At 39.4% G+C, this 21,685-nt stretch carries 20 protein-coding genes, 3 tRNA genes, 1 pseudogene and 1 other annotated feature; of the genes and pseudogenes, 22 read left to right on the plus strand and 2 right to left on the minus strand.

What is annotated here, in order from left to right:
* The first annotated feature begins 1 nt into the window (after position 1).
* The 10 genes from C9414_RS00005 to C9414_RS00050 all read left to right on the plus strand — a co-directional run bounded on the left by C9414_RS00005 (position 2) and on the right by C9414_RS00050 (position 7,982).
* Positions 2-78: transfer RNA gene (locus tag C9414_RS00005), tRNA-Met, on the plus strand.
* Positions 79-82: 4 nt separating this feature from the next.
* Positions 83-159, plus strand: a tRNA-Asp gene (locus C9414_RS00010).
* A gap of 27 nt (positions 160-186) precedes the next feature.
* A tRNA-Phe gene (locus C9414_RS00015) sits at positions 187-259 on the plus strand.
* A 347-nt stretch (positions 260-606) separates the two neighbouring features.
* Complete coding sequence (yycF, locus tag C9414_RS00020) at positions 607-1,314, plus strand: response regulator YycF (RefSeq protein ID WP_024424030.1); 708 nt, start codon at positions 607-609, stop codon at positions 1,312-1,314.
* A gap of 7 nt (positions 1,315-1,321) precedes the next feature.
* Positions 1,322-3,160, plus strand: a complete 1,839-nt coding sequence (gene walK, locus C9414_RS00025; RefSeq protein ID WP_107162790.1) for a cell wall metabolism sensor histidine kinase WalK — start codon at positions 1,322-1,324, stop codon at positions 3,158-3,160.
* On the plus strand, positions 3,150-4,529 hold the full coding sequence (gene yycH / locus C9414_RS00030) for a two-component system activity regulator YycH (RefSeq protein WP_047203089.1): 1,380 nt from the start codon (positions 3,150-3,152) through the stop codon (positions 4,527-4,529). Before walK ends, yycH begins: the two co-directional genes overlap by 11 nt.
* Positions 4,516-5,379 (plus strand): two-component system regulatory protein YycI, encoded by an 864-nt coding sequence (locus C9414_RS00035; protein ID WP_047203088.1) that lies wholly within the window; start codon positions 4,516-4,518, stop codon positions 5,377-5,379. Before yycH ends, C9414_RS00035 begins: the two co-directional genes overlap by 14 nt.
* A 6-nt stretch (positions 5,380-5,385) precedes the next feature.
* Entirely contained in the window at positions 5,386-6,180 is a 795-nt protein-coding gene (locus C9414_RS00040) for an MBL fold metallo-hydrolase (protein WP_107162791.1), read from the plus strand.
* A 78-nt stretch (positions 6,181-6,258) separates the two neighbouring features.
* Complete coding sequence (locus tag C9414_RS00045; RefSeq protein WP_371412197.1) at positions 6,259-7,449, plus strand: S1C family serine protease; 1,191 nt, start codon at positions 6,259-6,261, stop codon at positions 7,447-7,449.
* A 68-nt stretch (positions 7,450-7,517) separates the two neighbouring features.
* Positions 7,518-7,982, plus strand: coding sequence for a GNAT family N-acetyltransferase (locus C9414_RS00050; protein WP_106025382.1), 465 nt, complete (start codon positions 7,518-7,520; stop codon positions 7,980-7,982).
* Positions 7,983-8,021: 39 nt separating this feature from the next.
* On the opposite strand, the gene C9414_RS00055 is transcribed toward C9414_RS00050, so the two are convergent.
* Positions 8,022-8,903 carry an ABC transporter ATP-binding protein gene (locus tag C9414_RS00055; protein WP_107162792.1) on the minus strand — a complete coding sequence of 294 codons (882 nt, stop codon included), beginning with the start codon at positions 8,901-8,903 and terminating at the stop codon, positions 8,022-8,024.
* Complete coding sequence (locus C9414_RS00060; protein ID WP_039182821.1) at positions 8,904-9,593, minus strand: ABC transporter permease subunit; 690 nt, start codon at positions 9,591-9,593, stop codon at positions 8,904-8,906. It abuts the gene before it with no gap.
* A gap of 192 nt (positions 9,594-9,785) precedes the next feature.
* Positions 9,786-10,056: a binding site (T-box leader), on the plus strand.
* Between the two features lie 111 nt (positions 10,057-10,167).
* On the opposite strand from C9414_RS00060, the gene C9414_RS00065 reads away from it, so the two are divergent.
* The 12 genes and pseudogenes from C9414_RS00065 (at position 10,168) to C9414_RS00120 (ending at position 21,682) form a co-directional block, all read left to right on the plus strand.
* Positions 10,168-11,028, plus strand: coding sequence for an SAM hydrolase/SAM-dependent halogenase family protein (locus tag C9414_RS00065; RefSeq protein WP_041089455.1), 861 nt, complete (start codon positions 10,168-10,170; stop codon positions 11,026-11,028).
* 14 nt (positions 11,029-11,042) lie between these two features.
* On the plus strand, positions 11,043-11,600 hold the full coding sequence (locus tag C9414_RS00070) for an ECF-type riboflavin transporter substrate-binding protein (RefSeq protein WP_024424020.1): 558 nt from the start codon (positions 11,043-11,045) through the stop codon (positions 11,598-11,600).
* Positions 11,601-11,619: 19 nt separating this feature from the next.
* Positions 11,620-13,335 (plus strand): ABC transporter ATP-binding protein, encoded by a 1,716-nt coding sequence (locus tag C9414_RS00075; RefSeq protein WP_107162793.1) that lies wholly within the window; start codon positions 11,620-11,622, stop codon positions 13,333-13,335.
* Positions 13,326-14,156, plus strand: coding sequence for an energy-coupling factor transporter transmembrane component T family protein (locus C9414_RS00080; protein WP_107162794.1), 831 nt, complete (start codon positions 13,326-13,328; stop codon positions 14,154-14,156). Before C9414_RS00075 ends, C9414_RS00080 begins: the two co-directional genes overlap by 10 nt.
* 161 nt (positions 14,157-14,317) lie before the next feature.
* Positions 14,318-14,488 carry a CxxH/CxxC protein gene (locus C9414_RS00085; RefSeq protein ID WP_008360116.1) on the plus strand — a complete coding sequence of 57 codons (171 nt, stop codon included), beginning with the start codon at positions 14,318-14,320 and terminating at the stop codon, positions 14,486-14,488.
* 80 nt (positions 14,489-14,568) lie between these two features.
* Entirely contained in the window at positions 14,569-15,048 is a 480-nt protein-coding gene (rlmH, locus tag C9414_RS00090) for a 23S rRNA (pseudouridine(1915)-N(3))-methyltransferase RlmH (protein WP_107162795.1), read from the plus strand.
* 44 nt (positions 15,049-15,092) lie between these two features.
* Positions 15,093-17,219: an ATP-binding protein gene (locus C9414_RS00095; RefSeq protein ID WP_058838364.1), complete on the plus strand. Its 2,127-nt coding sequence runs from the start codon at positions 15,093-15,095 to the stop codon at positions 17,217-17,219.
* Between the two features lie 6 nt (positions 17,220-17,225).
* Positions 17,226-17,861 carry a hypothetical protein gene (locus tag C9414_RS00100; RefSeq protein ID WP_058838365.1) on the plus strand — a complete coding sequence of 212 codons (636 nt, stop codon included), beginning with the start codon at positions 17,226-17,228 and terminating at the stop codon, positions 17,859-17,861.
* Positions 17,845-18,492, plus strand: coding sequence for an HNH endonuclease (locus tag C9414_RS00105; RefSeq protein ID WP_058838366.1), 648 nt, complete (start codon positions 17,845-17,847; stop codon positions 18,490-18,492). The genes C9414_RS00100 and C9414_RS00105 overlap by 17 nt, the downstream gene beginning before the upstream one ends.
* Positions 18,493-18,512: 20 nt before the next feature.
* Positions 18,513-19,943 (plus strand): Eco57I restriction-modification methylase domain-containing protein, encoded by a 1,431-nt coding sequence (locus tag C9414_RS00110; protein WP_197412155.1) that lies wholly within the window; start codon positions 18,513-18,515, stop codon positions 19,941-19,943.
* 148 nt (positions 19,944-20,091) lie between these two features.
* Complete coding sequence (locus C9414_RS00115) at positions 20,092-20,940, plus strand: MBL fold metallo-hydrolase (RefSeq protein ID WP_107162796.1); 849 nt, start codon at positions 20,092-20,094, stop codon at positions 20,938-20,940.
* 150 nt (positions 20,941-21,090) lie between these two features.
* Positions 21,091-21,682, plus strand: a pseudogene (locus tag C9414_RS00120) (Crp/Fnr family transcriptional regulator).
* Positions 21,683-21,685: the final 3 nt, after the last annotated feature.

Raw genomic sequence — 21,685 nt, forward strand, 5'->3', positions numbered from 1 at the left:
TCGCGGGGTGGAGCAGTTCGGTAGCTCGTCGGGCTCATAACCCGAAGGTCGCAGGTTCAAATCCTGCCCCCGCAACCAAAATGGTCCGGTAGTTCAGTTGGTTAGAATGCCTGCCTGTCACGCAGGAGGTCGCGGGTTCGAGTCCCGTCCGGACCGCCATTTATACATATTCATCTTTTTGATGATGGCTCGGTAGCTCAGTTGGTAGAGCAACGGACTGAAAATCCGTGTGTCGGCGGTTCGATTCCGTCCCGAGCCACTTCCAAACGCATCTGCAATCGCAGGTGCGTTTTTATTATGAAAAGAAGGCATAAAAAGGGAGAAGCCGGACCTAGGTAGGGCCCGGCTCCATAAGAAGAAGACGTTACATCTATATAGACGGCTGATGATTGGAAAAGTTTCAATAAAAAAGGAAAAAGTCTTCAATTTTTTTGACTGGCGTCTTTCTATCCAACGTTTACTAGAAAAGAAAGCCGTTATTATTTTTATCTTTGCCTCGTAAAACGTTATAATAGACAGTGAGCCTTTTTTTCGTAAACGGAAAAGGCGTAATGATACATGCAAAATGGAATGACATAGATGCTAAAAATGCAGGAGGAAATCACAATGGAAAAAAAGATTCTTGTCGTAGATGATGAAAAACCGATTGCTGATATATTGGAATTTAATTTAAGGAAAGAGGGCTATGAGGTTCATTGTGCATATGATGGAAACGAAGCCCTTGAAATGGTAGAAGAAATTAAGCCGGACATTATTCTGCTCGACATTATGCTGCCGAATAAAGATGGTGTTGAAGTATGCCGTGAAGTGAGAAAGAAATACGACATGCCGATTATCATGCTGACAGCAAAAGACTCTGAAATTGATAAAGTCATCGGCCTTGAGCTTGGCGCAGATGATTATGTGACAAAGCCTTTCAGTACGCGTGAGCTGCTTGCCCGCGTGAAAGCGAATTTGAGAAGACAAACCGCTGCTCCACAGACGGAGGAAGAATCTGAATCAAATGATATTGAGGTTGGATCACTCGTCATTTATCCAGATGCGTATGTGGTGTCTAAGCGTGAGGAAACGATTGAATTGACGCACCGTGAGTTCGAACTGCTTCATTACTTAGCGAAACATATCGGACAAGTCATGACACGTGAGCACTTACTGCAAACCGTATGGGGCTATGATTACTTCGGAGATGTCCGTACAGTAGACGTCACAGTCCGCCGTCTTCGTGAAAAGATTGAAGACAACCCTAGTCACCCGAGCTGGATCGTGACAAGACGAGGCGTCGGCTACTATTTAAGAAACCCAGAGCAGGACTAAGATTCTTATGAGTAAAGTAGGTTTTTTTCGCTCGATTCACTTCAAATTGACCTTGATTTACGTGCTGCTGATCATTGTCGCCATGCAGATCATTGGCGTGTACTTTGTGAAGCAGCTAGAGCAGTCCTTAATTAATTCATATGATAATTCCTTGAATCAGCGAATCTACTCGTTATCGTATTACCTAGAACAAGATTCATCGAAAAGCAAGGCAGAATTAAAAGAGGATGCTCAAAAGATATTGAACGATTTTAACAACAAAGATGAGTCTAATGAAATCTCTGAAGTCAGCTATATTGACGAAAGCAGAGAGGTCATTGCCTCTGTCAATAACGGCAGCCAAGAGATTGCCGGCAAGAAAATCACTGATCAAATCATTAGCCGTATTTTCGCGGTTGGCAAAGACTATGAGAAGAAATTCTATGACCCTGAATCAAATAAAAGGGTGCGTATTTCTGCGACAGCCGTAAAAAATGAGAACCAAGAGACCGTTGGTGTAATTTATGTTGTGTCTTCAATGGAAAGTGTGTTTAACCAAATGCGAACCATTAACACCATTTTGGCAACTGGTACACTGATTGCACTCGGGACGACTGCTCTACTTGGTATCTTCATCTTCAGAACGATCACTCATCCTATTTCAGATATGAGAAAGCAAGCGATTGAGCTTGCCAAAGGGAACTTCTCCAGGAAGGTCCGGAAGTATGGGCATGACGAGATTGGCCAGCTTGCGACAACCTTTAACCATCTGACGAGAGAGCTGGAGGAAGCTCAGCTGATGACGGAGGGTGAGCGGAAAAAGCTTTCTTCTGTTATTGCCTATATGACGGACGGCGTCATCGCAACGAATCAAAACGGTGCAATTATTCTATTAAACAGCCCCGCATTAGAGCTGTTAAATGTTTCACGTGAAACAGCACTAGAGATGCCGATTACGTCTTTACTTGGCTTAGAGGAAACTCATACATTTGAAGATTTAGTCGAAAATCAAGATTCCATGCTGATCGAAATTGAACGCGAAGACCAGCTATCTGTATTGCGTGTTAATTTCTCCGTTATTCAGAAAGAGCATGGGAAAATTGATGGCTTAATTGCGGTCATTTATGATGTCACAGAGCAGGAGAAAATTGATGCGGAACGTCGTGAATTCGTCGCGAACGTATCGCATGAGCTGCGCACACCGCTGACGACGATGCGAAGCTACCTTGAGGCGCTGGCTGAAGGTGCGATTGGTGATAAGGAGCTTGCGCCAAGATTCCTCAGTGTCACGCAAAATGAAACTGAGCGCATGATCCGGCTTGTCAATGACCTGCTGCAGCTGTCTAAGTTCGACAGCAAAGATTATCAATTCAACCGTGAGTGGACGAACTTTATCAGGTTTATCTCGCTCGTCATTGATCGTTTTGAAATGACGAAGGAGCAGCATGTCGATTTTATCCGCAACCTGCCGCAGCGTGAAGTATATGTGGAAATCGATCAAGATAAAATTACACAGGTGCTCGATAATATTATTTCCAATGCCATGAAATACTCGCCAGAGGGTGGACACATCACGTTTACCGTTGATCTGGATGAAGAGAAAGGCCTTGTGTTATTTAGCGTCAAAGATCAAGGAATCGGTATTCCGAAGAAGGATATGGATAAAATCTTTGAACGTTTTTATCGGGTAGATAAAGCAAGAACAAGAAAGCTTGGCGGAACCGGCCTTGGTCTTGCGATTGCAAAAGAAATGGTTCAAGCTCATGGCGGAGATATTTGGGCTGACAGCATTGAAGGAAAAGGGACAACGGTGACCTTTACCCTTCCGTACAATGAAGAACAAGAGGATGATTGGGATGAAGCGTGAGACCTTTAAAACCATAATATTGACAATCCTAATTGCGATCAGTCTAGTATTTACGTGGAATATCTGGATGTTTCAGCCCGTCATGCAGGATCAGGCAGATACAGGAACAAAAGTCGTGGAAACGAAGAAGATTTCAAGTGACGAGCCTAGAAGTCTCATTGATGTCGTGAAGCCGCGCGAGATGTTTATCCATTCAAATGGAGAGCATTTTAAAGTGGATCAAAAGGAACTCTTTCAAAACTTTTGGAATGATGTGAGCCTTTGGGATGTCAAAGAGATTAATGATGTGTCAGATCAATATTCCGAGCAGAAATTTAAGAATTTCTTCTATGGACGCGAAGGGCAAGGAAAGACATTGGATCTTGTATTCAATGATCCGATTCCGATTGATATTTTCCAAGCGCTTTTTAAATGGCCGAACAAGTCCATTGAATACAACTCGTTTGATCGGATGATCGTGCCGTTCGCTCAGCAGGATAAGGCCAATAAGAAAGTGTACTTGGTCTCATACAGCAAGGAAACGGTGCTTGAGCTGACAATTGAGTCCGCCAACTACCGTAATCTAATGGACAGTATCGCTGCCGCTCAAAACGAGATGCCGCGCTATGATCTTTATACATTCTCTACGAATTCTAAACGAGATTTCCTTCTTCCGAGAAAGCAAAAGCAGCTTGAAGCGAAAATGTTCTTTATCGAAACGATTAAGACAAACAAGTTCAAAGACGCTTTGTTTACGGACCCGAGCCTTGTCGGTGAGGAATCTAATTTAAACCGGACGGTGTACACAGATGGCACAAGCCGCCTTGAAGCCAATCAAAAAGACCATCGCATTCAATATCAGCATCGCAATATCAATTCCAGCACTGTTTTCCAAACGGGGGATTTGATCAAGCGAAGCGTGAAATATTTCAATGATACGGGAAGCTTTACTGATGACTACCAATACTTTGGCATCAACAGCAACCAGCAGCTGTCCTTCAATATGTTTATGGACGGTCTGCCGATTGTGAACAGTACAAAGCATCCATTTGGGATGACCTCCCTTGAAGTCCAATGGGCGAATGATGACATTTTGAATTACAAGCGTCCAAATTATATTCTTGGCAATAAAGCGAGTCAAAGTGAACAGGTCAAGCTGATGAACGGGACAGAGCTGAAGGACTTGATCATCAAGCAGACGAAATATGATGACTTGGAGAAAATTGAACAGATTTTCCCGGCATATCAAGCTGCTTCAAATGCATCAGATCAAGATCAAGGGATGTTTGTCTGGCTGGAGCCTGTATGGTGTATGAAGTATAACGGCAAAACCGTGATTCTATCGAATGATCTTTTGACAGAGGGGAGCGAGAATCATGGAGTGGAATAAGACCAAAACGATCTTTATCCTAGCCTTTCTCGTTCTCGATATCTTTCTAGGTTTTCAATACTTTGAAAAACGGTCAACCGATCATTTTGCGATTATCGAAAAAACGGATACGCTGGAAGAAATGAAGGCAGACGGGATCAAATATGGCAATCTATCAGATGAAGCGAAGATTGGATACCGCATTACAGCTGAAAAGAAGCAATATACAAAAAAGGATGTCGACGGATTAGCTGATCAAAAGGCGAAAAGCACATTCCCGAAAACAGACAAAGATGATCCTGTCACGCTGCTTGAAATGACCTTCAATAAGCCAGTTGCCTTGCCGAAAAAGGATATCAAAACAGCGGCGACGAACCTTGTAAACCAGCGTTTGCTGGATGGGAAGAATTATAAGCTGTGGAATATAGATGAAGAGACAGGGGAAATCGTCTTTTTCCAAACGTATAAAGGGAAATACATCTTCCAAGAAGGCCTTGATGACACCGAAACCATCGGGAAAATCACCTTAGATCTTAACGATCAAAACGAAGTTGTCTCTTATCAGCAGTCAATGGTGACGTCGATTAATGAAGTGAGAAAAGAAACCCTTGTCCCAGCACTTGAAACCGTGAAGGACTTATATACGCAAAATATGCTAAGCCAAAACACGACCGTGAAAAAGGTAGAGCTTGGTTACTATACGCAATACCCGGGGGCAAGCACGCAAGTCATGGTTCCTGTATGGCGTGTGGAGCTTGAAGGCGTATCAGCAGGTTCAAAGAAAAAGACAGAGGAAGAATATTTGATCAATGCCATCGATGGCTCAACACTTGATCATATAGAGAAAGATGACAAATCTTCAATGGAGTGAGAGAACATGAGCTTGCAGTTCAGTGTACTAGCGAGCGGAAGTACGGGGAACGCTTTTTATTTAGAAACAGACGATCATGCCTTTTTGGTCGATGCTGGTTTAAGCGGCAAACAGATGGTCGAGCTACTTGGCCAAATCGACCGCAAGCCTGAAGACTTGGACGGCATTTTTGTGACACACGAGCACTCCGATCATATTAAAGGGCTTGGTGTCATGGCAAGAAAGTACAAGCTTCCTGTCTATGCAAATGCGAAAACATGGAAGGCAATGGAGTCTCATATCGGAAAAATTGATACAGAGCAGAAATTCCATTTTGATATGGAGACCGTTCAATCCTTTGGCGGTCTTGATGTCGAGTCATTTGGCGTCTCACACGATGCGGCAGAGCCCATGTTTTACGTATTCCATTATGGAGGGCGCAAACTTGCGCTCATGACGGATACAGGCTATGTGAGTGACCGCATGAAAGGCATTATTAAGTCAGCCAATACGTTTGTGTTTGAGAGCAATCATGATGTCGGGATGTTGCAAATGGGCCGATACCCATGGAGCATTAAGCGCAGAATTCTGAGCGATGTCGGACATGTATCAAATGAAGATGCTGCTCTGGCGATGACAGATGTCATTGGAGATGCCACCTCACGCATTTATTTGGCTCACTTGAGTCAAGACAACAACATGAAGGATTTAGCCCGTATGGCGGTCCAGCAGACGCTTGAAATGAAGGGCTTTGTTGTTGGGGACGGCTTTGATTTATTTGATACGGACCCGAAAAAAGCAACCCCGCTTTGCGCCGTATGATTTTTACAATCGTATGATTAAGATAAGAGCTTCTTACCAACACTATATACATCATCTATTCACTGAAAGGAAGGAAACATAGTGGATTATCGCGATGTAGAGTGGAAGCCGAGACGAAGCAGAAAAGGATATTTTCTTTCTGGTTTGATCGGTGTATTGGTAGGAGCTTTTTTAATGGGATTCTTTTTCCCCTATGTATCTGGACAGAGCGGCAGTCCCTTTGGATGGCAGCAGAACGGTGATGGACAAACATCTCAGGGCCCTTTAAAAACTGTGAATGTGAACGTCAATGATGCTGTCACGAAAGTGGTGTCTAATATGTCAGATACGGTGGTCGGCGTCATTAATATCCAAAAGTCGAGCTTTTGGGAGGAAGGCGGAGAAGCAGGTAGCGGGTCAGGTGTGATTTATAAAAAAAAGGGTGACACGTTTTATATTGTGACAAACCATCACGTCATCAAAGGTGCCAACCAGCTTGAAGTGAGCCTCCATGATGGGACAAGAATTGGTGCCAATCTTGTCGGCAGTGATCAGCTCATGGATTTAGCAGTTCTCACTGTCAAAAGTGATAAAATCAAGAAAACGGCAGCCTTCGGTAACTCAGATCATGTGAAGCCGGGTGAGCCAGTCATCGCCATTGGAAATCCATTAGGGCTTGAATTCGCAGGCTCTGTCACACAAGGGGTCATTTCTGGCACGGAGCGAGCGATCCCTGTCGACTCAAATGGAGACGGACAAACGGATTGGAATGCAGAAGTACTGCAAACAGACGCCGCCATCAATCCTGGAAACAGCGGTGGTGCCTTGATCAATATGGATGGAAAGGTGATCGGCATTAACTCAATGAAGATTGCTGAATCAGAGGTAGAAGGAATCGGGCTATCTATTCCAGCGAATTTGGTGATCCCTGTCATAGAGGATTTAGAGCGCTATGGAGAGGTGAAGCGTCCGTATCTTGGCGTCGGCATGAAATCATTAGCGGATATTGCGAGTTACCACTGGCAGGAAACATTGAAACTGCCATCCAAGGTCACATCTGGGGTTGTTGTCATGAGTGTTGAGCCTTTATCTCCAGCAGGAAAAGCGGGACTAAAAGAGCTGGATGTCGTGACCTCCTTTGATGGCAAAAGTGTACAGAATATCGTAGATCTTCGTAAATACTTATATCAAAAGAAGGTCGGCGATAAGGTAAGAGTGCAATTTTACCGAAGCGGGAAGAAAAAATCAGCAGAGATTAAACTTTCTCAAACCGACCGATATGGCAGCTAACCAGTTCCAGTAAGGGACTGGTTTTTTTGGCATGACTGACATATGATGAAGAAAAGGGGGTTGTACGATTGGTTACACTACAACGGATGTCACAAACCGATTACGATGTATTGATAAAGAAGGCCATTCAGCGGTACGCGGAAGAAAAGGTACTCGCAGGAACATGGGAAAAGGAAGAATCACTTGCGAACGCAGAAGAACAATTTGACAGGCTTCTTCCAGAAGGACTTCAGACAGAGCATCATGAGCTATGGAATTTCTTAAACGGAGATGAAGCGATTGGCTGGGTTTGGCTTTGCTATGACCCGAATCACCCGCAGCACGAAGGATTTATTTATAACTTTATTTTGTTTGAAGCTTATCGAGGAAAAGGCTTTGCAAAGCAGGCTATTGCTGCATTAGAAAAGGAGGCAAAGTCATTAGGTGTGCAAAAACTCTCGCTCCATGTCTTTGCTCACAATCAAATCGCCCGTTCGCTGTACGAAAAAACGGGATTTGCAGAAACTGGGATCTATATGAGTAAATCTTTATAAAAAAGAAGAAGTACCGTGCAGAAAGCGTACGGTACTTTTTTATGGGGACATCATGGCATCCTGAGCCGTGACTCTGTATAAATCGACTTTACACTTCACGAAAGCGCGAATGATCGCTGGAACTTGAGCTTCTGAACGAATTAACAATGAGGTCTCGTCATCACTGATCACAAGATCTGTTCCGACAGTTTGTAGGTACTGCGTGAGAACAGGTTTCACCTCATCATCAATCCATGCATGCTTGAAGGTTGCACGTATGTTTGAGGATGTGATGGTTTTCTCTTGAGGATGAGTATGTGGGGACACTAATTTTCCTTCAGAAATGAATGCAGTTTTGGTACAAATACTATTGGTGAACCTTGGGCGGTCAGCTGTTAAAAAGACGGTTTTTCCTTCATCCTTTAATGCTTCAATGACCCGCTGGATGTGCAAGATCGAATCTGCATCAATATCGGCAAAAGGCTCGTCGAGTAAAATAAATTCCGGCTGATGGGCAATGGCCTGCGCCATTCCAAGCCGCTTTTTCATACCAGGTGTGAAGGCACCGACCTTCTCCTGATGATCATGATGTAAGCCGACAAATTCTAGCAGTTCTTCATAATCACTCGTTTTCTGGCGTGTTCCGGTGATTTTTGATAAATAGGCAATATGCTCAAGAGCCGTAAGACCTTCATATAGATCCGTATATTCAGGCAGAACACCTATATGCTGCCTCACTTTTTTTAGCGAAGGCTTATTCATCACTGTAAACGTACCAGAGGTAGGGCGGGAGATTCCGGTAATAATATTGAAAAACGTCGTCTTACCAGATCCCTTTGGTCCAATGAGTCCGAAGATATCGCCTTGATTGACATCAAGATTAATATCATCTATTGCGACTTTTGTACGATATTTTTTTGTGAGCCCTTTTGTATGAAGCATCTACACATCCCTCCTTTGAAACAGCAGTGCAGTTCCAATGAGTAAGATAACGGTCAATGCCGTGTTCATTAGGACGTAGGTCAGCGGTTCACTCCAGCGCGCATAATAATAAGGCGTCATATATTGGAACCAATGAATCATTCGTTCTGAAGAAAGAACAGAAATCATACTGACGATTGGGAAAAGAAAGGAAAACAACATGCCGACAAACATTGATTTTTGCGGTGTTGGAAAGAGCATGGATAAAAATAAAGCACATGAGATACCGACACTGATAAAGGTTAAGATTTTTAACGCATCAGAGAACAGAAAACGGTGTGAAATCACCATATTCAGGACATATGTCGTCATAATACAGCTAAGCCAAAACAGCATCAGTCCAAGATATTTCCCGATGATGATGTTCAAACGGGTTGTTTTACTGACGAGAAAACGAATGGTTTTCAAATGAATCTCGCGGCTCAAAATATCATGAGACAACAAAAAAATAAGGAAGAAACCAAATAAAGAAATCACCAGTTCATTCCCAATAGAATAAGGATCCTTTGCCAGCTCCCATTGTTCCTGATGAGCAGCGATAAACGGAAGACTTGAAACAAAAGTAGATAAAATGAAAATAATAACAATTGTTAAAATAGATTTTGTGCTTTTGAAGAGCTGCTTAAACTCATTCATACAAATGGTCCACACATGCTGTACCTCCCTTCACCTTTATTATACCCTTAGAAAAGAAAGAGACCATATCTTGCTCTTTAACATTTGTTTAAATTTCATAAAAAGAAGACTCTTCCAGCACCAGTTGACTCATTTTTAAAAATGTTCAGAAAAATATCTTGATTTATGAAAAAACATCATGTATGATAGCTTTAATTCAAGATAATTATACAGGCAATGACGAGAGAAAGTACAATCATCAATTTTTCCACAGAGAGCTTCGGCAGCTGAAAAGAAGCAAAAATAATGATTCGAAAAATGGTCTCTGAGCCTCGTGCTGAACATATCTATGATATTAGTAGGTGACGACGAGAGTTGGTACTCGTTATCAAAACCACAGTATATGAGCCAGATTGGAGCTTTGTACTTGTAGAGGCTGTTTAGCGCGAGCAAACAGTAAATAAAGGTGGTACCACGAGACAAATACCTCGTCCTTATGATTCAAAGATAAGGATGGGGTATTTTTTATTGTCCACTTTTTTTCATACAATTGTTCAAATGTTCCACGTGAAACACCACATCCATTTTTTCAAATGAAAGGGAGATTGACATGAGTGAACATGCATTGGTTTTACAATCAGATTTCGGCATTGATGATGGAGCTGTCAGTGCAATGTACGGAGTGGCAAATACGGTCAGCAGCAGGATCCGCATTTTTGATTTAACACACAATATTCCGCAGTATGACATTTGGGAAGCTTCGTATCGTCTGCTTCAAACCGTCACATACTGGCCGGAAGAGACGGTATTCGTTTCCGTCGTTGACCCGGGTGTTGGGTCAGAGAGAAAAAGTCTTGTTGTCAAAACGACAAGCTCACACTATATTATTACCCCAGATAACGGGACACTCACGCACGTCGCGCAGGATATTGGCATTGTGGAAGCCCGTTATTTAGATGAAACCATTAACCGGCTGCCAAAGTCGGGAAAATCACATACATTCCATGGGAGAGATATTTACGCTTATACAGGTGCAAGAATTGCATCAGGTGTCATTTCTTTTGAAGAGGTTGGGCCAAAGGCGAATATTGATGATATTATCCATCTTCCAGTCGTACAGGCTTATGCGGAAGAAGATGTGATCACAGGGACGATTGATATTTTAGATGTGAGATTCGGAAACCTGTGGACAAACATTCATCACACGCTATTTGAACAGCTTTCAATTAATTATGGGGATGCAATAGAAGTTACCATTGCCAACGGGCCGAAAAATGTGTATAAAAATATCATGACCTATGGACGATCTTTTGCCGACTTAAAGGTAGGCGAACCACTCGTATATGTCAATTCACTCGACCATTTAGGCGTGGCGATCAATCAAGGGTCATTTGCAAAGGCTTATAACATCGGTACAGGCACAGGCTGGCGCCTTTCGATTCGCAAAGCTCCGCGCATTATATACGAATAAGAGGAGGATACATCATGGCAGGAAAACAACTTTCAACGAAAACTGTCGTTGCTATTGGAATTGGCGCAGCCGTCTTTGTGATTTTAGGACGATTTGTCTCCATTCCAACTGGAATTCCGAATACACAAATTGAAACCTCATACGCATTCCTTGCATTAATGGCCGTGCTATTTGGTCCTGTTGCAGGCGCACTGATTGGTTTTATTGGCCATCTCATTAAAGATGCGACCACATTTGGCCCTTGGTGGAGCTGGATTATTGTTTCGGGTGTGGTTGGTTTATTGATCGGCTTTATTTCTAACCGTTTAAAAGTAGAAGAGGGAGACTTTGGGTGGAAGAAAATCACGCTTTTCAACGCCGTACAAGCAGGCGCACAAGCATTAGGCTGGTTTATCATTGCTCCTGTGCTCGACATTGTGATCTATGCAGAACCTGCGAACAAAGTATTTGTTCAAGGCATTGTGGCAGGAATTTCGAACATCATCACAGTTGGTGTACTAGGAACCATCATCATTGCAGCCTATGCAAAAACGAGAAGCAAAAGCGGCAGCCTATCGAAAGAAACATCATGAAGCAAGGTGGAACACATAAATGAAGAAACCGATGATTCAATTCGAACATTTCGGATTCAAGTATCGCAGTCAGGCAGAACCAACATTAAAGGATATCAACCTGACCATCTATGAAGGAGAAAAAGTTCTCATCGCAGGCCCGTCTGGATCGGGAAAAAGCACACTAGCCCATTGTATCAATGGGCTAGTTCCTGCGTCTTATAAAGGTTCTATGGAAGGAAGTCTTCACATCGGCGGGAAAAATGCAGAGAAAGAGAACATTTTCTCCCTCTCTCAGCTTGTCGGAACGGTGCTTCAGGACCCTGATGGACAATTTATTGGGCTCACCGTTGGAGAAGACATTGCGTTTACGCTTGAAAATGATCAAGTCATACGCGAAGAAATGAAAACACGTGTCGAGAAAGCGTCAAGATTAACAGAGGTAGACGGCAAGCTGGCATCGTCCGTGCATGAGCTGTCAGGTGGACAAAAACAACGTGTCGCCATTGCGGGCGTACTGGTCAACGATGTCGACATTTTGCTGTTTGATGAACCACTTGCAAGCCTTGATCCCGCAACAGGTAAAGAAGTCATCGACCTCATTGACCGGCTGCAAAAACAAACGAAAAAAACCATTGTGATGGTTGAGCACCGATTAGAAGACGTCCTCTTCCGTCATGTGGACCGCATCATCGTTGTCAATGAAGGAACGATTGTAGCGGATATGACACCAGATGAATTGCTCGCCTCAAATGTTCTAGAAGCGGCGTATTTACGTGAGCCTTTATATGTAAAGGCGATGAAATATGCAGGCATCCCGGTTGCACCGGGAGATCAGATCGCTGATTTACAGCGTCTCACCTTAGACGATGAGGCAAAAGAGAAAATCGAGCAGTGGATGGAAGCGTCTGAGCCGTCAGTAGAGCAGATTGCAGCACAGGATTTACTAGAAGTGCGCGAGCTGAGTTTTGATTATCCAACAAGACCAAACACGCTGAGCAACATCTCTTTTACCGTCAAAAAAGGAGAAATGATTAGCATCGCAGGAGCCAATGGTGCAGGCAAGACGACATTATCTAAGGTGCTCTGTGCGTTTGAAAAGCCAACGAAAGGCTCAATTCTTTTAAATGGTGATGACATCACAGGAGATACGATCAAACAGCGCTCCGAACGAATCGGCGTCGTCATGCAAAACCCCAATCAAATGATTTCAAAACAAATGATCTTTGATGAAGTCGCACTCGGTCTCGTTTTAAGAGGCGTAAAGGAAAACGAGATCAAGGAACGGGTGGAGCGGGTCCTGAAAGTGTGTGGGCTGTACCCATTTCGGAAGTGGCCGATCTCAGCCCTTAGCTTTGGACAGAAAAAACGCGTCACGATCGCGTCAATTCTTGTATTAGAGCCAGAAATCCTCATCCTAGATGAACCAACCGCAGGACAGGACTTTAAACATTACACAGAGATGATGACGTTTTTAGAGCAATTAAATCAGCAGGGTGTCACGATTTTCATGATCACCCATGATATGCACTTAATGCTTGAATACACAACAAGAACCATTGTCATTTCAGATGGAGAAAAAATCGCAGATGATACACCAGCCAAAGTGCTGACAGATCAGCTGCTTGTCCAAAAGGCGAGCTTAAAGGAAACATCGCTGTATGAACTGGCGCTGAAAGCTGATTGGCCGAATCCAAATGAACTCGTGGATCGCTTCATTGAGGTTGACAGAAAGGAACGAATGACATGGCTGTAGACATGCTGTCCTATATCGACCGCCCGTCGCCGATTCACCGGCTGACAGGTGCAACCAAACTCATTTGCTTTATCCTCTGGTCATCCGCAGCGATGCTCACGTATGATACAGGCGTTTTAGTGTTTATGTTAGCCGCCAGTATCGTATTCTTTCAGCTATCAAACGTACGATTTCGTGATATTTCCTTCGTGGTGATCGTCCTGGCGATTTTCCTATTGATCAATAACATCGCCATTTACATCTTTGCACCCCAGCAAGGTGTCGCCATCTACGGAGCGAAGCACGAGCTGTTTCATATTGCAGGCTGGTACAATGTCACACTTGAACAGCTTTTCTATCAATTGAACATTACGCTAAAATATGTGACCGTGATGCCAGCAGCGCTTTTATTTATTGTGACAACAAATCCAAGTGAATTCGCCTCATCTCTCAGCCGAATTGGGGTCAGCTACCGGATTTCGTATGCTGTAGCGATTGCTCTTCGTTATATTCCAGATATTCAGCGGGATTTTCGCACGATCGCGATTTCTCAGCAAGCAAGAGGCATTGATTTATCGAAGAATGAAAAGCTGGGAAAACGGATTAAAAATGCGCTGTCGATTGTCATGCCGCTGATTTTTTCCAGTCTAGAGCGGATAGAGACGATCAGCAATGCAATGGAGCTGCGGGGGTTTGGTAAACATAAAAAGCGTACATGGTTTACGGCGAAAGACTTTCAAAAAGCAGATTATGTGGCGTTCATATTTGTTGGTGTGGTACTGATTGTTTCGTTAGTGATTACATTTGTTAGAGGAACGAGATTTTATAATCCGTTTCTATAGAAGGAAGCCTTCACAGGAGTGGAGGCTTTTTTGTTTGGTTTGTGGATAAAAGGTGTGGAAAATGGTAAAAGACTATTAACATGTGAATAAATCGGTTATATTGAACAATGAGCGAAACACTTGTGAATAACGAAACAACATATTGGAGGAATTAGAAACTTATGAACAAATCACTTTATGCTTGTGCAGAACACATAGAAACCGTATTAGACATGTACATAGATGATCACGAAACGCCGCCAGAATTCAGAAAAATCGAACATACACACAGTTTATCCACAACCTGTGAATTGTGCGATGAACCTGCAATATATATAGTGGGGAACGAATGATCGGACACAAAATACACAAATTTTATCCACAATTGTTGATAACTTATATGAATAACTTGTTCTTAAGGTGGGGATGACCTGTGAATATATCAATTATCACAGTAGGAAAATTAAAAGAGAAATATTTAAAGCAAGGCATAGCCGAATACACAAAACGATTACAGGCTTACGCAAAAATCGAGATCATTGAGCTCGCGGACGAAAAAGCGCCCGAGAATCTCAGCGATCAAGACATGAAAATCATCAAAGACAAAGAAGGCGAACGCATCCTAAGCAAAATCAATCCAGACGCCCACGTCATCGCCCTCGCCATCGAAGGAAAAATGAAAACTTCCGAAGAATTAGCCGATACAATAGATAAGCTAGCAACATACGGAAAAAGTAAGGTATGTTTTGTCATAGGTGGGTCGCTTGGGTTAAGCGATGCTGTCATGCAGCGCGCGGATGAGAAGCTGTCGTTTTCGAAAATGACGTTCCCGCATCAGTTGATGAGATTGGTGTTGGTGGAGCAGATTTATCGGGCGTTTCGGATTGTGCGGGGGGAGCCGTACCATAAGTGAAAAGGTTGATATTTATTAATATATAATGGAGTGATAGTGATAATATGGAAAGCGGAAAATTTACGATTGAAGATAGTGAAATCGCGGAATTATTAGGTAGGCAAAACTTCACGACAAAGGACTCTGCAATCTATGAATTAATAAAGAACTGTTATGATGCAGGGGCAAAATTCTGTAATATATATATCGACAATGACTCTATTAGAATATTTGACGATGGAATAGGAATGAATTATGAAAATATTAAAAAGGATTGGATGCATGTCGGAAAAAGTAGTAAAGGGTATATTGATAATAAAAGTAATCGAGTTCTGACAGGCTCTAAGGGTGTAGGTAGATTTGCAACAGCACGACTTGGGAATAGTGTCAAAATTCTTTCGAAGAAAGAAAATAATGACCCAATACTGTGGGAGACAAATTGGGAGTTTTCAAGTTTTAAAAAGATACAAGATGATTTATTACAAGGGACAAATATAGAGATAACAGATCTTAGAGATACGTGGCGTCCCAATGATATAAAGAAGCTAGAAAATTTTCTTATGAGAGCCTACAAAAATGAGGAAATGAAAGTTATTATTCATTATAAACAGGAAAATCCAATACAAATAACACCAATTTTCAAAAACATTAAGTTAGGTGTTAACTGTTCAAGTAAAATCACTCTAGATTATAAAAGTGATGAAATGAAATTAGTAGTACTAATTGAATCTGACGAATTTACAGATGAAATTGCAAGTATTATAGATATTAACAAAATTAAGGTATATCAAGAGACATTTAATATGCAATATGAAGTAAATATATTCGATTCTAATGAAGATTTAGAAAATTTGCTGACTTATTTAGGAGATTTTAGTGCTGAGTTTTATTTTGGCTTGTCAAAACAACAAAAAGATATGGCTAAACATTATATGTATAAGTATAACGGACTCGAATTAATAGATGTGGATATCGCTTTATATAGAAATGATTTCAGTATATCATCTCTAGAGGGAAAAAAAGATTGGTTATCTATTTCTTCAAGAGCTAGGAAATCGCCAGCAGCTGCTAGCCATTTAACAGGAAGTTGGAGAGTTAGGCTAAATCAGATATCTGGATTTGTTCAAATTGATAAAATAAATAATAAGAATTTGAAAGATCTAGCTAATAGACAAGGAATAGAAGAAGATGATTATTATGATATATTCTGCAAGATTATACATTTTGGTCTGGGTAGATTTGAGAAGCAACGACAGAGCATCATTAGAAAAATAGTACAATATAGAGGTGATGAAAAGAGGACGGCTAAAAATGAGGTTCTGAAGGAGTTTCTTAATAAACCGTTAAGTGTAAAGGAAATGTCGGAAGAAAAAGTGACCTCTTTGGCAAGTGAAATTAAAGGGTTTCAGAAGGAAGCAAATGAAAAATCTAAAGTTTTCAAAGAAAGTGAACAAAAATATAAATATGATGTTAGGATATTAAATGTTCTTGCTACCCAAGGGTTAAGAGCAAGTGCTATTGCTCATGAATTACATAACAATAGAAATAATTTAAGTTCAGGATACAGGGATATTGTTGACGCACTAAAAGAATATGGATTTTGGGAAGAGTTACTATCAGATGAGTATACAAAAGTATCTTACAAAAATGTCCCATTAACACTTAATAATTTAAATAAGATTAATCATAAATTATTAGTATTTCTAGATATAATTCTAAATAAAATAGAAAAAAGAAAATTTAAATCCAAAGTAGAGGATATTGAAGAGACGATAAGTAACACTGTGAAAGTATGGAATAAACAATATGACTGGGTTTTAATTAAATTTGATTTAATTTATAATCATGAAAGGGAATTTAAATTTTCAGAGGATGTAATTGAGGTTATTCTAGACAATCTGATCTTGAATAGTATTCAGCATAATGAATTAGAGGGTAAACTTAAAATTAATATAGTCTTTAAAATTGAAAGAGAAAAAATTATTGTTGAATACAAAGATAATGGAATTGGTTTACATCCTAAATATAAAGAAGATGCTAGAAGAATTTTAGACGTTCATGAAACTTCTAGGGCTGACGGACACGGATTGGGAATGTGGATAATAAATAATACTGTACATATGTATGAAGGAGAAGTTATTGATATAGATGGTGATGATGGTTTTAAAATTAATTTTAATTTGAAAGGATAATACATTATGACTAAAACTATTAATATATGTTATATAGATGATACACCTGATAGTATGTTAAGTAGATATTTAGATAAATACTGTGAATCTTATTCGAAGGAGAACGATAATGGGTATAATTTAGCTCATTCGGATTACACTTTTAGTGAGGTAGATAATTATAAATCATTGCTCAAAAATACTACAGTTACTAAATCGAACATTATTATTATTGATTCGTGGCTGTTTGAGAATCAAAACTCAACTTTGGGTAAATTTACAGGAGAAGAATTTAAAATAATTCTTAGACAAGTTTTGCCTTTTATAAAAACAATTGTAATTAGTCAAAACGATACTGATAAAAGATCATTAACTATTAAGAAATTTCAATCTATAGGTTCATACAATAGTGAGGAAGAGTCCGAAGATTTTTATGCTAAGGAATTAGGTCCGTTGTTAGAAATGAACATAAAAAGTACTATTGAAGAGTTTGCAGTGTTAGGCAAAATCGAAGAAGACAAAGAAATAGATCAAGTATTAATAAGTACAATTCAAACTACTATAAAAGGTATACAAGATAAAGCTTTATTTGAGAAAGAGGATTTAGATAAGCTTATACTACTTTTTAATGAGGTAAAAGAGAATTATGAAAACAAAAATTAAAGTAGATTATAGACTGACTTCTCTTAATAAACTTGAATTTATTTATGAAAAAGACAAATTTTTAAAAGAATTCAAAAACGAGTTTCCTAAGGCTTGGAATGTTTACGGCTATGTAAATAAAAGAGGAGAAAAATATAATATTAACTTCAGAAAATTATATCATAACAGATGTGCATATTGTGGGGTCAGTACTCAAATTATAAACTCCTCTGAATTCGAAGTGGATCATTTCATTCCTAGATCTAGAACGAATTATAATGCATCTCTTAGAAAGGAATTTATTAATGGAATATATAATTTAGTTAACAGTTGTAGGCTATGTAATAGAAGTAAAGAAGATTTTTTTGACGAGAAATACGTTGAAATTTTGAATCCAGATAACAACAATTTACCTAGTGTTTTTCATCGAAAAGAAGATTATACAATTGTAATTTCAGATGAATATAAAAATAATAAAACAATCAGTACATTTTATAATAAACTTAAATTAAATAATCAGTTAAGAAGACTAGATTTTTTATTAATGGAAATGAAAGATTTCTGTGAAATTTATGGAGATATAGAGAGAGTAAGTTATCCTATATTAAATCTTATTTCAAATATTGAGAAAAAACGAAGAGAAAGTTATTGATTATTTAAATGGTGATAATAGTGCATAATAAATCTCAAGTATTTACTCCTAAGATATACGTCAATAATATGTTAGATATTATAGGTTATAAAGGGAAAAAAATTATAGGGAAATATATACTGGAAAACTCGTGTGGGGAAGGAAATGTTTTATTAGAAATAACAAATAGATATATTAATTCTGCTCGAAGTCTTAATTATTCAGATGCTAGAATAAAAAGAGATTTAGAAAAATATATAATAGGTTTTGAAATAGATAAAAGAGTTATAGAAATATGTATTAATAGATTAAATGAACTAGCAAATAAGAAAGGAATTCACAACGTTAATTGGAATATTAAAAACGAAGATTATTTGAAACATAGACATAGACACAAAATGGATTATATTGTTGGTAACCCACCATATATTACGTATCAAGAGCTCAGTATTGAAAATAGGTGTTTCCTTAAAGAGACTTTTTTCTCTTGTTCCAAAGGGAAATTTGATTATTGTTATGCTTTTATTGAAAAAAGCATTTCAGAACTTAGCGAAATTGGAAAACTATCTTTTATAATACCTAACAGTATTTTCAAAAATGTTTTTGGTGAAGAACTTAGAAAAATTATGATTAATTTCATTGAGAAAATATATGATTTTAAGGAAAGTTTAATATTCGGTAATAATATATTAACTTCGCCTGCTATTATACTTATAAATAAGCAAATAAAAACAAATACATTAGTTTATAAGGATATAGATAATTCTGAAACACTAAAGATAAATAAAGGTGATCTCAAAAAGAAATGGTTTTTCTCCACAAATTTCTTGGAAAATGCACAAAGCAGTAAAAAATTTGGGGATTATTATAAAGTTTCTAATAGTGTAGCTACTCTATTAAATGACATATTTGTAATTCGTAAGAATGATATAATAAATGAAAATGATTTATATGTAGAAATGAAAGATGGTTCTAAGATAGAAAAAGAAGTTCTTCGGTTAGCTGCAAGTCCAAGAAGCTATTCAATAGCGAGAGAAGAATATATTCTATTTCCTTACTTTTATGAAAATAACAATTTAATGAAGTATAGTGAGATTGAATTTAGGCTTAAATATCCTGAAGCATATAAGTATCTGTATAGTAATATAGAGAAATTAAATAATAGAAGATCTGATAATTCAGCTAAATGGTTTGAATTTGGAAGAAGCCAAGCACTTTCATTTATGAATCGTGAAAAGCTTCTTATTTCATCTGTAATCACTAATGAAGTAAGAACGTATAGATTAGATGAAAATACAATACCTTACTCTGGGTTTTATATAATTCCAACTGGAGAAAAAAACTTGGATGAGGCGGAAAAACTATTAAAATCTGAAGAATTTTTTTCGTATTTATTAATTAGGGGAATTAATGCAAATGGGAAATCCCTTCGTTTTTCTGTTAACGATATTTCTAATTATCCTATTAAATAAATATTAAATTAAGATGTCTTTTATCAACCGTTTTATTGTTAGTTACTCTATTTAATATAATAATGCATTGTGTCCTCTTATTTTATGAAGACTTATTTCTAAAATAAAATTTTATAATTGATATAAATATACAGAAAGCAGGAACACCATGCACACAATTAAAAAAATAGGCCAAACCTTCTCCTACATCACACCAGTATCACTCACCGACCGCCCCATCCTAGGCATGGTCGAAGGCAATAACAAAACCTTAATGATCGATGCTGGTAACTCGGAAGATCATGCCAAATACTTTATCAAAGAAACCTTAAAACACGAGAACGCCAAGCCCGATCTCGTTGTCCTCACGCATTGGCATTGGGATCATATTTTTGGTTTGCCAGCGCTGCCTGATACGGTTTCGATTGCTTCTGCAAAAACTAGAAAGGAAATGGAGAAGCTTGTTCCGTTTTCGTGGTCTGATGAGGCGATCGATGAGCGGGTGAGGGAAGGAACAGAGATTGAGTTTTGCGCGAAGGCCATTAAGGAAGAATATCAGGATCATCGAGATATTCAGGTGGTTTTACCGGATGTGACGTTTGATCGTCGGATGGAGATTGATCTTGGCGGGGTTACTTGTGTCGTGCAGCATGTTGGAGGCGATCATGCGGCTGATTCCGTGATCGTGTATGTGAAAGAAGAGAAAATCCTATTTCTTGGTGATTGCATTTATCCGAAAATGTATGCCGAGAAAGTACATTATACGGTGAAAGAAATATTGCGTCTTTTAGATGAGTTAGAAGCTTTTGATGCCGATACGTATATTCCTTCACACCAAAGACCGTGGACAAAAGAGGAGTTTCGTCAGGAAACAGACAAACTTCGGATGATAGCGAAATTCACTGATCAATGTGGTGGAGATAAGCAGAAAATCACGAAAGAATATCAACATTACGTGAACAGAGAACTGAAAGAAGATGAATTAGAAACCATTGCTTACTTTGTAAATGGGTATTAAATCATAACTAAAAAAAGTCTCATTTGAGTGATTTCCCTCAAACGAGACTTTTTTTGCATCACGTATTGTGACAGACTTATTTTTAGCATTGATAATAAAAACAATCCCCAAGTAGGCTTGAGTTTTCCTTATTAGGAGGTAAAAAAACAGATGGACAAAATAACTGACCCATACGACACTTTCAAAACCAAAATATCCAAGTATCCAATCGAACAAAATCATTGGCAAGCCTTCAAAGATGGAACAACGATTAAACAATTAAAAGCGGGTACATGCATGATCAAGGGCTGGCGATCCAGTGAAGCATGCTTATTTCTGCATAACGGGGCTCTTCCGTCTCTTCTATTTGTTACCGGATGGAAGGGAGTACAATGTAGCTTTTACGTTGGAAGATGATTTTGCTACTTCTTATGCAAGTATGATTAACGGGCGGCCTTCTCCTTATTCGATTGAAGCGATGGAGGATTCTATTGTGATTGAAATTCCATATGATCTGCTTCAAATGTTGATGGATAGAAGTCATATGTGGGAGCGGTTTGTTCGGGTTAGTGTAGAGAGGCTGTATACGAGAAAGGAAGAGCGTGAGAGGGAACTGCTTTATTTGCCAGCAATTGAGCGATATCAGGCGTTTTTATTAAAATATCCCGGGTTACATCAACGTATCGCTCAATATCATATTGCCTCATATATTGGCATTTCTCCGGTTTCGCTGAGCAGGCTGCTCCATCCTGCTGAAGATTAACCT

It is taken from the genome of Bacillus sp. Nf3, assembly GCF_003028545.1.
In the GTDB taxonomy this organism is placed as follows: domain Bacteria; phylum Bacillota; class Bacilli; order Bacillales; family Bacillaceae; genus Bacillus; species Bacillus safensis.